The sequence below is a fragment of the Rhodococcus sp. NPDC057297 genome, assembly GCF_042667435.1.
Lineage (GTDB): Bacteria > Actinomycetota > Actinomycetes > Mycobacteriales > Mycobacteriaceae > Rhodococcoides.
The window spans coordinates 1,131,509-1,144,078 of sequence record NZ_JBHUZE010000001.1; the positions used below are offsets into that span (position 1 = coordinate 1,131,509).

Below are 12,570 nucleotides of genomic sequence, written 5' to 3' on the forward strand. Positions count from 1 at the left end.
GCCCTACACACATTTTCGTTCGAGAACAGGATTGATTCATGCGCGCAGCACTTGTCAAGGAATTCGGCCCGCCGTCGACGCTCGTCGTGGAGGACGTGCCGGACCTGCAGCCCGGGCCAGGCGAAGTGGTGATCGAGATCGGTGCGGTCAGCATCAACTTCCCGGACATTCTGGTCGTAGAAGGCAGCTACCAGAACTTGCCTGATCGTCCGTTCAGCCCGGGTAAGGAGGCCGCGGGACGAGTCATCGCCGTCGGTGACGGGGTCACCCGGCTGTCGGTGGGCGAACGCGTACTGGCACTAGTCGAATACGGCGGTTACGCCGAACAGTTGAGGGTGTCGGCGGAGCTGGTGATGCCACTGCCCGACAGCATGAGCTACGAAGAAGCTGCAGCATTCGGGTTGGTGTATTCGACGGCGTACTTCGGACTGCTTCGACGCGGTCAGATGCGGCCGGGTGAGACCGTTCTCGTCACCGGTGCAGGCGGTGGGGTCGGGTCGGCCGGCGTGCAGGTGGCGAAGGCGTGGGGTGCACGCGTGATCGCCCTCGCCCAGGACGAAGCCAAAGGCGAACTGGCCCGTCGACAGGGGGCCGACGTGGTCCTGACATCGACTCCGGAGACCCTACGCGACGACCTTCTCGCCGCAACCGACGGTCGTGGCGTCGACGTCGTACTCGAAATGCTCGGCGGCGATTTCCTGACCCAGATCATTCGAGCGACCGCGTGGGAGGGCCGTATCGTCATCGTCGGCTTCGCGGCCGGTGGGCAGAACCCGATCAAACCGGGTCATGTCCTCGTCAAGAGCATCAGCATCATCGGTCTGCAGAGCAGTGACTACCGCGATCGCGATCCGGAACTGATGCGCTCGACGATGGCCGAGATGTTCGAGCGGTTCGACAAGGGAGAACTGAACGCGGCGGTCGACTCCACATATTCGTTGGACAAGGTCGGGGACGCAATGCAATACGTCAAGGATGGGAAGGTCAAGGGGAAGGTCGTCGTGACGACCGGATTGGGATGACGTCGCTGTGGTTCGACGATCTGACCGTCGGGAGGTCGTGGTCGAGTCCTTCGCGCACCATCACCGAGGCCGACGTAGGGAACTTCGCCGGTCTCACCGGCGATCATTTCCCGCTGCACACGAGTGAGGAATACGCGAAGACGACGGCCTTCGGCACTCGCATTGCGCACGGCTTGCTGGGCCTGACGTTCGCTCACGGTTTGATGTGGGCCCGCACCGGCGAGCTCGACGAATCGGTGCTGGCGTTGGTGGGGATCGGGGACTGGAGATTTCGAGGTCCTATCCATTTCGGAGACACGATCCGGGTGGAGTATCGAGTGTCGGGCCAGCGACCGGTCTCCGATCGGACGGACCGGGGGATCGTCGATTTCGCGGTCACCGTGCTCGACCAACACGGTGCAACCGTTCAGCAAGGAACGAAAACGCTTCTGATCGCCCGAAGGCCGGCATGACCGGGTGGCGAAGCCGAGTACGCGTAGTCGACTCGGACAACATACGATTCGGATCGGAGAACTGATGACCCTGCCTACGCACGTCGGAGTATTCGGCGGAGGCCGAATGGGCGCCGGAATAGCCCACGCCTTCCTCGTCGCGGGATCGAACGTGACTGTCATCGAGGCCGACTCGGCCGCGGGTGATGCTGCGCGCGAGCGTGTGCGGACCAGCGTTGCCACAGCAGCAGAACGTGGTTCGCTGCACTCGACTCGGGACGAAACGCTCGAGCGACTCACGATTGCGACCGAGGACTCCGCGCTCGCCGGGTGCACCCTGGTGGTCGAAGCAGTGCCGGAGATCGTCGAGCTCAAAGCGTCCGTGTTGGCTCGTGTGGAAGCGGCAGCACCCGACGCAGTTCTCGCTACCAACACCAGTTCGTTGTCCGTGGACGACCTCGCCGCGACGTTGACTCGGCCGGAACGATTCCTCGGACTGCACTTCTTCAATCCCGTTCCCGCCAGCCAACTGGTGGAGATCGTCGTCGGAGCGAAAACGGATGCCGACGTCGTCTCCGGTGCGCAGCTGTGGGTGGAGTCTCTGGACAAGACGGCGATCACCGTGACCGACTCGCCGGGGTTCGCGTCGTCACGGCTCGGGGTCGCGATCGCTCTGGAAGCTATCAGGATGCTCGAGGACGGAGTTGCGTCGGCGGAAGACATCGATACCGCAATGACTTTGGGGTACAAGCACCCGATGGGACCGCTGAGAACCACCGACGTGGTCGGGCTCGACGTTCGGTTGGCGATCGCCGAACATCTGGCGGCCGAAGTGGGCGCACGGTTCGATCCACCGGCGCTGTTGCGCGAGAAAGTCGCCGCAGGACATCTGGGGCGAAAGACGGGACGAGGCTTCTACGAGTGGTGAGCTCTCGACGGAGGCTGCGCGCCTGATCGTTCGAGCCGGCGACCGGCTTCGCGCAGCGACTTCCGCAACCATGCGTGCGCGGGATCGTCGTGCATCGCCGGATGCCACCAGAACGCCTCGACGAGAGGGTTGACCTCCCATGGGCACGGCAGAATGCGAATGTCGGCGGCGTGGCGGAGTCTGTCGGCCAACCGCGCTTGTATCAGTGCGATGCGGTCGGTCCCGGCGATCAGAAAGGGAAGTGCAAGAAAGCTTTCGGTAACCGATCGGATGTCCGGTTCGATGCCGATCGTGCGGAGCTGCTGGACCGCTGGGGTGAATGCCGTCGCGTTGTTGTAGCTCACGATCCACGGCAGGCTTTTCAACTGCTCGAGCGTGACCGAAGCGCCCACGTGTGCATTGTCGCCGGAGACGATGCACACCCAAGTGTCCTCCCACAGCTTGTCGGCCGGAACATCGTGAATGAATCCGTGCGGCAACAATATTCCATCCACACTTCGTAGTGTTTCGGCGGCGTGAGAGACCGCGAATGCGTTGACCTCTCGGAACATCAACCGCACCCCAGGAGCCTGCGCCGCGATGACTCCGGACAGCGAGTCCGCGAAGATCGTCGTGGCGTAATCGCTCATCATGAGCGTGAACTCCCGCTCGGACGAACCGGGATCGAAACTGGGTGCCACGTCGAGTACTCGCTGCACCCCCAGAAGCGCCGGGGCAGTCTGCGTCGCGAGCAGTTCCGCCAGCGAGGTCAGCTCGTATCGGCTGCCGGTGCGACGGAGTAGGTCGTCGCCGAAGTGGCGGCGAAGCCGGGCAAGTGCGGCGGAGACCGACGGCTGAGTGACGCCCAGGCGGCGTGCGGCCCTGGTGACGTTCTTCTCCTGCAGGAGCGCGTCGAGGGTGACCAACATGTTCAGATCGAAGTCCCGCAGGTTGACTCGAGGCATTCCGCACTATAGCTCGTGCCTATTGCTGGCATCGTCGAATCGCTCTTTCCTATGTGATCGAGGTCATGCACAGTGGAGACATCGCCCCACACCACAGGCTGTGTCTCACCAAGCGACCTACCGGCCATCGAACGAGGCGTCGACAGAAGCCCGTCCATATAGGAGAAGTTTCATGAGCAACCGGTTGATCACGCACTTGCGTCACGTCGACTTCGCGGTCCCCGACTACGAGGATCAGGTCGAGTTCTATCGCACCACCTGGGGCTTGACTCAGACCGAGTCGGACACGGGTATCTCGTTCTTCGCCGCAGAAGGTTCGCCCGAGCAGTATGTCGTCCGTCTGCGCAAGGACACCGAGAAGCGACTGGATCTGCTGGCATTCGGTGCCGCCAACGAGGCCGACGTCGACAAGCTCGCCGAGCAGCTCATCGCCAACGGCATCCGCATCGTGTCCGAACCGCAGGCGATGCAGACGCCAGGAGGCGGTTACGGCTTCCGATTCTTCGACATCGACGGTCGCGTGATCGAGGTGTCCTCCGACGTCGCTGCGCGCCGGCACCGAAAGGTCGAAGAGCGAGAAGCCATCCCGGTGCGACTGGCCCACGCGGTGATCAATTCGCCCGACCCGCTGCGCACCCGTGGCTTCTACGAGCAGCAACTCGGTTTCGACCTGTCGGACACGCTCGCTCACCCTCAGGCCGGCGAGATGATGTATTTCATGCGGTGCAACCCGTACCACCACAACTTGGCCATCACGCGAGCGCCGCACGTATCTCTGCACCACGCGTCGTTCGAGATGCGCGGACTGGAAGAGTGGATGCGCGGATCGGGCCGCGCAATGAGGGCCGGGACGGAGAAGGTGTGGGGACCGGGACGCCACATGGCCGGCGACAACGTGTTCATGTACTTCTTGGATCCCCACGGCAACGGTCACGAATACACCTACGGCGTCGAGACTTTGGACGAGGACACCTGGCATCCGCATGTCTACGACATCAGCCAGCCCGAGAATCAAGACCAGTGGGGCACTGCGGACGAAATGGGCGAGCTGATCGCCAAGAAGCTGTTCAACACCCCTGACCCACTCTTCGTCGCGCCGCCGGTCTGATCTTCCGAGCGTCGACCGACACCCTGTGTCGAGTTCTTCCTATCGTCAGTGAATCTCACGTGCTGGACACCCGCCCGCAAACACGACGCGTGGGCCCGGCAGCCACGCAACGATGCGCGTCCGCGTGTCCTTCCCAGGAGAAAACCCATGTCCCGATCCATCAATCGTGTGCTCGTCGTCGGAGGCGGTACCGCCGGCTCCGTCGCAGCACTTGCCATGCGTCGCAATGGCATCGATGTCGTCCTGGCCGAACGCCAGAGCGCCTGGCCTACTCTCGGCCACGGCATCACCCTGCAGGGCAATGCGCTCATGGCGCTCGACCGGGTAGGAGTAGTCGACGACATCCTCGCGGCAGGCTATCCGTGGGATCACGTTCAGTTTCGTACCGCCGACGGGAACCTGATCAACGACATGCCCATGCCGCCGATGGGCGGCCCCGGCTTGCCTCCCGGCATGGGATCGATGCGGTTCCATCTGCAGCGGGTGCTCAGCACCGCCGTCGATGCATCCGGGGTGGACGTTCGAATGAATCTGTGCGTCCAAGGGATCGACGACGACAGCACGAGTGACGGTGTCACCGTGAGGTTCTCGGACGGTTCCGAAGACACCTTCGATCTCGTCGTCGGGGCCGACGGGATCCGCTCCACCGTACGCCGTTCGATCGGCATCGATGCGCAACCGCAGTCGGTCGGGATGTCCATCTTCAGGATGGAAGGTCCACGGCCCGCGGACATGACGTGCTCGCAGATCTTCTACGGCGGCCCGCGGTACAAGGCCGGTTTCACCCCGACCAGCCCGGAGCGCATGTACGCCTACATCATCGACGACGATCTGCCGCTGAGCGATTTCGGCACCGGCTCGTTGCCCGAGATCATGTCCGAACGGACCGAGGGTTACCACGGACTGTGGGACGACATCCGTGCGGACATGGGCCCCGACACGCTGGTCGACTACCGCACCCTCGAAGCGTTGCGCATCGACGGACCGTGGCACCGCGGCCGCGTCCTGCTCATCGGTGACGCCGCACATGCGTGCCCCCCGATGCTCGCACAAGGTGCAGCCATGGCGACCGAGGACGGAGCCGTGCTCGGTGAGCTCCTCGGCCAGGACCACGACGTGGAGACCCTCCTGGACTTGTTCATGCAACGCCGACAAGCCAGGGCCGAGATGGTGGTGGAGAACTCGGTACAACTCGCCCGGTGGGAACTCGAACCGGACACCCCCGGAGCCGACCCGGCAGCGCTCATGGGCGCGTCGATGGGCATTCTCGCACAACCGTTCTGACTCAATTTCGCTCGACACCCTTCAACAGAAAGAGATACATCATGTCGTTCGTCTGCTCCGCAACCTGGACCGCTCAGCCCGGCCAGGAGAGCACCGTGCACGAAGCACTCGTCGAGCTCGCTCCGGCCTCCCGCAACGAGCCGGGTTGCCAGACGTACATCGTCCACCAGGATCCCGAGCAGCCCTCGATCTTCCGCATTTTCGAGGTGTACGACGACGAGGCCGCATTCAAGGCTCACGGTACGTACCCGCACTTCGAGACGTACGCACTCGGCAAGGCCATCCCGGCGCTGGCCAACCGCGAGCGCGCGTTCAGCACGGTCCTCGACGTCTGACCCGAGACGACGCCCATCCTCCCCAGCGCACCGTCGACATCACGTCGCGTCCTGCGGTAGTGCGCCCAACGAAGGTAGAACGGTCATGAAGTACGCCCGTGCACGACACGAGTCCGGAACACGAGTGGCAATCGTGGGGGTCTCACCGGACGGTGAGACCCCCGACCACCTCGAGTTGTTCCCCCTCGGCACAGACCTCCTCGACGTCGCAGTCCGACGCGCCGTTCCGGGTGCCGATGCGCCCCGCGTCGCGCTGACGGACGTGGAACTGCTCCCCCCGATTCACCCCGGGAGCTTCCGTGATTTCGTGGCCTTCGAGGAACACGTCCAAGGCGCGTCGTCGATGAGCCCCGACCCGGCCGCTGCGATGAACGCGTGGGCACAGGCACCGACATTTCTGTTCGGCAACCCCCACGCCATGATCGGCGCCGACGAGCCGGTGGTCCCCCCGTCCGACACCGACAGTCTCGACTTCGAACTCGAAGTCGGCGTGGTGATCGGGCGGGACGGACGTGACCTCACCGCCGACGAAGCACGAGAGTGCATCGCCGGCTATCTCGTGGTCAACGACTGGTCGGCTCGCGATATCCAACGTCGGGAGATGGCAGTCGGTCTCGGCCCTGCCAAGGGCAAGGATTTCGCGACGACGATCGGGCCGTGGCTGGTCACGCCCGACGAGATCGAGGGGTTCCGCATCGGTGATCGACACGATCTGCGCATGCAGGTGAAGGTCAACGACGCGGTCATCGGCGAGGATTCTCTTGCCCACATGGGGTGGTCCTTTCCCGAGCTCATAGCGCACGCATCTCGTGCCGCATGGGTACGCGCGGGGGACCTCGTCGCATCGGGAACCTGTGGGCGCGGCGCACTGTCGGAGTTCTGGGGGCGTAGCGGTGTTCAGGATCCTCCGCCCCTGCGCACCGGGGACGTCGTAACCATGACGGTCGACATCCTCGGCACCGTCTCGAACGAGGTGGTAGCAGCTCGCCCGGATCGGCAGCTGGTTACCCGTGCCGCCGACCTCGACGCACTCAAGGCAGCAAGGGAGGCCCGAGCATGAACGTCGCGACACCTGGTGCGGCAGGACGTATGGCAGGCAAAGTCGTCGTGGTGACCGGTGCTGCCCGCGGGCAGGGCGCAGCGGAGGCGCTTGCACTCGCAGCACAGGGAGCGAGAGTCGTCGCCACCGACATCACCCGCCCCGAGGAGCTCGATCCGCAGCAGTTCGGTGACCTCGGCGGCGCCATCGTCTACCGCCAGCTCGACGTCGGGGATCCCGCGGCATGGGCGGCGCTCGGCGCAGAATTGAGCCAGACGTACGGCGAGGTTCACGGATTGGTCAACAACGCCGGACTCACCCACCGCGCACGCTTGATGGACGTCGAAGTGGCGGACTGGGAACGCATGTTCCGGGTCAATACCACCGGCGCACTTCTCGGTATCCAGACAATGGCGCCGCTGATGAAGTCCGGGGCGTCCATCGTCACGATCGGAAGCGTCGCGGCTGTCACACCCCATTACACAGTCGCGTACACGGCGTCGAAATGGGCAGTACGGGGGCTGTCGAAAGTGGCAAGTCTCGAACTCGGGCCACGTGGTATTCGCGTCAACCTCGTTCACCCCGGTTACATCGAAACCCCGATGGTCGCGAACGCGCCCGCTACCTTCCGCCAGGCCAACATCGACAGCACGCCCCTGGGGAAAGTCGGCAGTGTGGACGACATGGCGAACCTCATCGTCTTTCTGTTGAGCGACGAATCGACCTACATCTCCGGTGCCGAGATCGCCGTGGACGGCGGATTCTCCAGCCAAGGCGGAGTGAAGTTCCTCTCCGACGCAGTCATGCCCCCAGCCGACGCAGTCATGCCCCCAGCCGACGCAGTCATGTCCCAGCCGACTCCCACCGAAGGATTCAAGTGACATGGGAACTCTGACCAGTATCGATCCAGCGACCGGTGATGTCCTGGGTACCTGGAACACCCACAGCGACACCGACATCCAGCGGAGCGTCGACGCTGCGCACGAGGCCTTCCAGGCTTGGCGCACCAGTGATCGGGAGCAGCGCACCGCGATGCTCGTCGCCGTTGCAGATCGCCTGACCGAGCGCCGCGAGGCCTTGGCTGCCCTGGCTACCTCCGAGATGGGAAAACCCACAGCCGAGGCACTGGCCGAGGTCGACAAGTGCGCGTGGACCGCGCGCTTCTACGCGGAGAATGCGTCCGACTTCCTCGCCGACCGCATCGTGGATTCGCCGGCAGCGCAGAGCTGGGTCAGCTACGAACCTCTCGGTGTCGTGTTGGCGGTCATGCCGTGGAACTTCCCGTTCTGGCAGGTCGTCCGCTTCGGCGCACCGGCAATCGCGGCAGGCAACGCAGCGCTCCTCAAACATGCCCCGTCCGTCACCGGATGCGCGCTGGCAATAGAAGAAATCTTTCACGACGCTGCGGAATCGGTGAACGCACCCCGATCGCTGTTCACCACCTTGCTCGTCGACGAGGCGCAGGTGGGTGCGGTGACCACCGCACTGATCAACGACCCCCACGTCGCCGCGGTCACCCTGACCGGTAGCGAACGAGCCGGGATCGCGGTCGCGACCGCGGCCGGGTCCGCACTGAAGAAGACCGTTCTCGAACTGGGCGGATCGGATCCGTTCGTGGTACTCGACGACGCTGATGTGGAGCGAGCAGTGGAGGGGGCGGTTCGGTCTCGGTTCCTCAACAGCGGCCAGAGTTGCCTTGCCGCAAAGCGGTTCATCATCGCCGAGTCGATCGCCGAGGAATTCACGAGTCGTTTCACCGACGCCGTCGCAGCGCTCCGGGTAGGAGATCCCGCCGACCCGCAGACCCAGGTCGGACCGTTGGCGCGACTCGATCAGGTCACGGCGCTCGAAGGACTGGTCGAACGCTCGGTCTCCGGTGGCGCAAAGATCCTCACCGGCGGTGCACGTCGCCCCGGCCCAGGAGCATTCTTCGAGCCGACCGTCCTCGCCGACGTCACCACCGACATGCCGGCGTTCAGGGAGGAGACCTTCGGTCCGGTCGCAGCCGTGATTCGTGCCGTCGACGACGACCACGCCGCACGTCTGGCGGACGACAGCGCCTTCGGACTCGGTGCGAGCGTGTGGTCTGCCGACCTCGAACGAGCCCTGGCGGTCGGACGCCGAATCACCTCCGGCGCATTGTTCGTCAACGCCGTTGTGGCCTCGGACGCTCGCTTGCCCTTCGGCGGAACCAGACGGAGCGGCCACGGTCGAGAACTCTCCGAAGAAGGCATACGCGAATTCACCAACATCCGTACCACCTGGATCGGCGCCTGAGCGCACCAGAAGTAACCAATAGCGAAGGACAAGAACGTGTTCGAATACTTCCCCGGAAATTATGTGTGGAATCTCTCCGTCGTCGCCGCCCTCAACAGTGGCGGAACGATCGACGAGGTCGATCGTGCGTGCCGCCCCATCCGTGACGCCGCAACGCGAGGTGAGGACGCAGGCACCGAGGATTTCCTGCGAGCCTGGTCCACCCTCGTCGACCAGCTGACCACCGATGCGGACGCCGCCGAAGCCGCCGGCCGGCTTCGAACCGCCGGGCAGTTGTATTTCCGGTCCAGCAGCTACCTCTCGGTCGCCGAGCGCATGCTGTCGAACTCCAATCCCGACCGCATTCCGACCTACGAACGAATCCTGGACCTGACCGACAAGGCTCAGCGGTTGATCGATCCGGCCACCACCCGCGTCGAGATCCCCTACACCGCCGACGATGCGGCGCCGGGCGCGTTTCTGCCCGCGTACTTCACCAAAGCCGTACGAGCCGACGGCTCGCCCGCGCCCGTGGTCATCCAGTGGAACGGATTGGACTCGACCAAAGAGCATCAGTACACCTCGGGCTTCTGCCATGAACTGGCCGCGCGGGGTATTTCCACGCTCATGGTCGACACACCGGGGACGGGTGAAGCACTACGGCTGCAGGGACTGGTGGCGCGTCCCGACAGTGAAGTCTTCGCCAGTGCCTGCGTCGACTGGCTCGAAGAACGCGACGACGTGGACGTCGACCGGATCGGTCTCGTCGGATGGTCGCTCGGTGGTTACTACGCCCCCCGTGCGGCGGCATTCGAGAAGCGGTTGGCGCTCGTCGTCGCCTGGGGAGCGAACCACGACTGGGGCGCTGTGCAACGAAGCAGGCTCGAGCGCGAAGGCGAGCGGCCGGTTCCGCACTACTGGGAGCATGTCCTGTGGGTGTGGGGACACGACGATCTCGACACCTTCATCGAGTTCGCCGACCAGATCAACCTCGACGGTGTCGTGGAGAAGATCACCGTTCCGTTCCTGATCACTCACGGCGAGAACGATCGCCAGATTCCGCTGCGGTATGCGCACCGCTCGTACGAGCAGGCAATCAACAGCCCCAAGCGCGAACTACGGGTCTTCACTGCCGAGGAGGGCGGTGCCGAGCACGTCAGCCTCGACCATCTCCCACTCGCGTCGTCGTTCGTCGCCGACTGGATCGACGAGACGTTCACCGCGGTGGACAAGTCATGAGCGTCTCGCTGGACGACTGGACACTCGATCCGGCCGACATCACCTTGACCGGATCGGGCCTGTCCCGACCGGAATGCGTACTCGCCGAACCGTCCGGGGATCTATGGATCGCGGACCTGTCGGGCGGCGTACTGCACATCGACGCCGACGGCCGTCAAGAACTCATCGGCCCCCTCGACGGCGGCGGACCGTTCGCGCCGGAGGTGAACCCGAACATCGACGGAAATCAGGGCTTTTCCCTGCCGAACGGGTTGTGTTTCGACCCCGACGGAAATTTCGTGATCGCCAACTTCGGGACCAACGTGATCGAACACCTCACGCGGGACGGCCATTACACGCTCATCGCCGACTCGGTCCGCTGGCCGGACGGGCGCACGACTCCCATCGGGAAGGCCAACTTTCCGGCGTTCGATTCCGAGGGGCGGCTGTGGTTCTCGGTGACCTCGTCGACGGACACCTGGAGTCGGCGACCGGCCCCTCTCGCGTCGGACGGATACATCGCGGTGATCGACGACTGGAAACCGGGTCGACCAGGATCGGCCCGGGTGGTCGCCGACGGTCTGTGTGGGACCAACGAGATGCGGTTCTCCCCCGACGGTACCGAGTTGTTCGTCGCAGAAACGGGCGCCGATCACATGACCCGCTATCGGGTCGGGCCCGATGCGACACTGACCGACCGTGAGGTCTACGGACCCGATCGACTCGGCGGTGGTCCGGACGGATTCGCGTTCGACGCAGACGGAAATCTGTGGACGACACTGATCGGCGCCGACCGTCTCGTCGCAATCACCCCTCAGGGGCGCGTTGTCACCATCTGGCAGGACGGCGACAACGCGTCGGACGATCTCGAAGACAACGGGATCGGGACCACACTCGCCGCCAAGCCCGGTGACGGTCTGGCCCCGCGCATGGCAAGCATCACCTTCGGCGGGCCCGACCTGCGTACCGTGTACATCGGCTCACTCAACGGAACGTCGTTGCCCACGTTCAGATCGCCGATCGCCGGTGCACCGCTGGCGCATTGGAGTTCGACAAAGCAACCGACGACAGGAAGGGAACTGTAAGAATGGACCTCACTGCACAGATTCGCGCTGTGGTGCTGTCGAAGTTCGTCACCCGTGTGATCAAAGCGCCCAAGCTCGATCTGACCACTCGCCCGGTGGGCAAGCCGGAAGAACTGATGGTGCCGACGCGTCACGGCGAGATTCGCTGTTTCGTCACCCGGCCTGCGTCGGATGCCCCCTTGTCCGCGAACGCAGTTGCGCCTCCCGTGCACATCAACATCCACGGTGGCGCATTCCTGATCGGCAACCCTCGTCAGGACGACCAGATCGTCCGAGCCGTCGCAGGTGACGTGGGCGCCGTGGTCGTCAACATCGACTACACGACAAGTCCTCGACAGCGGTTCCCCCGTGCTCACGAAGAATGCTTCGATGTGTTCGAATGGGTACGTCGCGAGGGCAGTCGCATGGGGTGGGACACCGAGCGTATGTCCATCGGCGGCGGAAGTGCCGGCGCGAACCTCTCGCTCGGGGTGATCGAACTCCTCCGTCGAGCAGGCAAACCGACCGTGCGTACAGCGGTCCTGACAGTCCCACTCGTGGACTCCACTGTTCCACCGGAATACTTCGCCTCTCTACCCGGGAAGCATTTCGTCAGCGAAGCATTGATCCGAACGATCAACGTGAGTTACTTCGCCGACGCTTCGAGCCGATCGGACACTCTCGCCTCGCCGCTTCTGCTGGACGCCGAAGAGCTCGCTGCGCTTCCGCCTCTGCTCGTCCTGGCCGCCGAGAACGACTCACTGCGGTCGCAAGCCGAGAGTTTCGTCGTCAAGGCGCACGCTGCGGGGGCCGATGTGACACAACAGATCGTCCCTGGAGTCGATCACGACTTCCCTGTCATGGCCTCGACAGCGAACGACACTGCTCAACGTAGTGCGGGGAAGTCCATCGTCGAACACCTACTGCACTGGCTGGCCTGA

At 64.1% G+C, this 12,570-nt stretch carries 13 protein-coding genes; 12 read left to right on the top strand and 1 reads right to left on the bottom strand.

Annotated elements, in window-relative coordinates; all coding sequences use genetic code 11:
• Nucleotides 1-38 precede the first annotated feature (38 nt).
• The 3 genes from ACFULT_RS05250 (at nt 39) to ACFULT_RS05260 (ending at nt 2,381) form a co-directional block, all read left to right on the top strand.
• Nucleotides 39-1,022 (top strand): NADPH:quinone oxidoreductase family protein, encoded by a 984-nt coding sequence (locus tag ACFULT_RS05250; protein WP_094719607.1) that lies wholly within the window; start codon nt 39-41, stop codon nt 1,020-1,022.
• Nucleotides 1,019-1,474 (top strand): MaoC/PaaZ C-terminal domain-containing protein, encoded by a 456-nt coding sequence (locus ACFULT_RS05255; protein WP_378480844.1) that lies wholly within the window; start codon nt 1,019-1,021, stop codon nt 1,472-1,474. The genes ACFULT_RS05250 and ACFULT_RS05255 overlap by 4 nt, the downstream gene beginning before the upstream one ends.
• 64 nt (nt 1,475-1,538) lie before the next feature.
• Nucleotides 1,539-2,381: a 3-hydroxyacyl-CoA dehydrogenase family protein gene (locus tag ACFULT_RS05260; protein WP_094719605.1), complete on the top strand. Its 843-nt coding sequence runs from the start codon at nt 1,539-1,541 to the stop codon at nt 2,379-2,381.
• On the opposite strand, the gene ACFULT_RS05265 is transcribed toward ACFULT_RS05260, so the two are convergent.
• Complete coding sequence (locus ACFULT_RS05265; protein ID WP_037108246.1) at nt 2,369-3,325, bottom strand: LysR family transcriptional regulator; 957 nt, start codon at nt 3,323-3,325, stop codon at nt 2,369-2,371. The genes ACFULT_RS05260 and ACFULT_RS05265 overlap by 13 nt on opposite strands.
• Before the next feature lie 172 nt (nt 3,326-3,497).
• Between ACFULT_RS05265 and ACFULT_RS05270 the strand changes: the two genes are divergently transcribed.
• The 9 genes from ACFULT_RS05270 to ACFULT_RS05310 all read left to right on the top strand — a co-directional run bounded on the left by ACFULT_RS05270 (nt 3,498) and on the right by ACFULT_RS05310 (nt 12,570).
• Nucleotides 3,498-4,433 (top strand): VOC family protein, encoded by a 936-nt coding sequence (locus ACFULT_RS05270; RefSeq protein WP_037108244.1) that lies wholly within the window; start codon nt 3,498-3,500, stop codon nt 4,431-4,433.
• A 147-nt stretch (nt 4,434-4,580) separates the two neighbouring features.
• Nucleotides 4,581-5,717 carry an FAD-dependent monooxygenase gene (locus ACFULT_RS05275; RefSeq protein ID WP_094719604.1) on the top strand — a complete coding sequence of 379 codons (1,137 nt, stop codon included), beginning with the start codon at nt 4,581-4,583 and terminating at the stop codon, nt 5,715-5,717.
• A gap of 41 nt (nt 5,718-5,758) precedes the next feature.
• The gene (locus ACFULT_RS05280) at nt 5,759-6,052 is read left to right on the top strand and encodes a putative quinol monooxygenase (RefSeq protein ID WP_094719603.1); all 294 of its coding nucleotides are present in this window, start codon (nt 5,759-5,761) and stop codon (nt 6,050-6,052) included.
• A gap of 85 nt (nt 6,053-6,137) precedes the next feature.
• Nucleotides 6,138-7,112 carry a fumarylacetoacetate hydrolase family protein gene (locus ACFULT_RS05285; protein ID WP_080732921.1) on the top strand — a complete coding sequence of 325 codons (975 nt, stop codon included), beginning with the start codon at nt 6,138-6,140 and terminating at the stop codon, nt 7,110-7,112.
• Nucleotides 7,109-7,972: an SDR family NAD(P)-dependent oxidoreductase gene (locus ACFULT_RS05290; RefSeq protein WP_094719602.1), complete on the top strand. Its 864-nt coding sequence runs from the start codon at nt 7,109-7,111 to the stop codon at nt 7,970-7,972. The genes ACFULT_RS05285 and ACFULT_RS05290 overlap by 4 nt, the downstream gene beginning before the upstream one ends.
• 1 nt (nt 7,973) lies before the next feature.
• Nucleotides 7,974-9,368 carry an NAD-dependent succinate-semialdehyde dehydrogenase gene (locus ACFULT_RS05295; RefSeq protein ID WP_378480845.1) on the top strand — a complete coding sequence of 465 codons (1,395 nt, stop codon included), beginning with the start codon at nt 7,974-7,976 and terminating at the stop codon, nt 9,366-9,368.
• 36 nt (nt 9,369-9,404) lie between these two features.
• Nucleotides 9,405-10,586, top strand: coding sequence for a S9 family peptidase (locus ACFULT_RS05300; RefSeq protein ID WP_037108236.1), 1,182 nt, complete (start codon nt 9,405-9,407; stop codon nt 10,584-10,586).
• On the top strand, nt 10,583-11,650 hold the full coding sequence (locus ACFULT_RS05305; RefSeq protein WP_037108233.1) for an SMP-30/gluconolactonase/LRE family protein: 1,068 nt from the start codon (nt 10,583-10,585) through the stop codon (nt 11,648-11,650). Before ACFULT_RS05300 ends, ACFULT_RS05305 begins: the two co-directional genes overlap by 4 nt.
• A gap of 2 nt (nt 11,651-11,652) precedes the next feature.
• Nucleotides 11,653-12,570, top strand: a complete 918-nt coding sequence (locus ACFULT_RS05310; protein ID WP_037108231.1) for an alpha/beta hydrolase fold domain-containing protein — start codon at nt 11,653-11,655, stop codon at nt 12,568-12,570.

Excerpts from the sequence above, each read along its gene's own strand:
- ACFULT_RS05250 (WP_094719607.1), top strand. The coding sequence starts at position 39 with ATGCGCGCAGCACTTGTCAAGGAATTCGGCCCGCCGTCGACGCTCGTC.
- ACFULT_RS05255 (WP_378480844.1), top strand. The coding sequence starts at position 1,019 with ATGACGTCGCTGTGGTTCGACGATCTGACCGTCGGGAGGTCGTGGTCG.
- ACFULT_RS05260 (WP_094719605.1), top strand. The coding sequence starts at position 1,539 with ATGACCCTGCCTACGCACGTCGGAGTATTCGGCGGAGGCCGAATGGGC.
- ACFULT_RS05265 (WP_037108246.1), bottom strand. The coding sequence starts at position 3,325 with ATGCCTCGAGTCAACCTGCGGGACTTCGATCTGAACATGTTGGTCACC.
- ACFULT_RS05270 (WP_037108244.1), top strand. The coding sequence starts at position 3,498 with ATGAGCAACCGGTTGATCACGCACTTGCGTCACGTCGACTTCGCGGTC.
- ACFULT_RS05275 (WP_094719604.1), top strand. The coding sequence starts at position 4,581 with ATGTCCCGATCCATCAATCGTGTGCTCGTCGTCGGAGGCGGTACCGCC.
- ACFULT_RS05280 (WP_094719603.1), top strand. The coding sequence starts at position 5,759 with ATGTCGTTCGTCTGCTCCGCAACCTGGACCGCTCAGCCCGGCCAGGAG.
- ACFULT_RS05285 (WP_080732921.1), top strand. The coding sequence starts at position 6,138 with ATGAAGTACGCCCGTGCACGACACGAGTCCGGAACACGAGTGGCAATC.
- ACFULT_RS05290 (WP_094719602.1), top strand. The coding sequence starts at position 7,109 with ATGAACGTCGCGACACCTGGTGCGGCAGGACGTATGGCAGGCAAAGTC.
- ACFULT_RS05295 (WP_378480845.1), top strand. The coding sequence starts at position 7,974 with ATGGGAACTCTGACCAGTATCGATCCAGCGACCGGTGATGTCCTGGGT.
- ACFULT_RS05305 (WP_037108233.1), top strand. The coding sequence starts at position 10,583 with ATGAGCGTCTCGCTGGACGACTGGACACTCGATCCGGCCGACATCACC.
- ACFULT_RS05310 (WP_037108231.1), top strand. The coding sequence starts at position 11,653 with ATGGACCTCACTGCACAGATTCGCGCTGTGGTGCTGTCGAAGTTCGTC.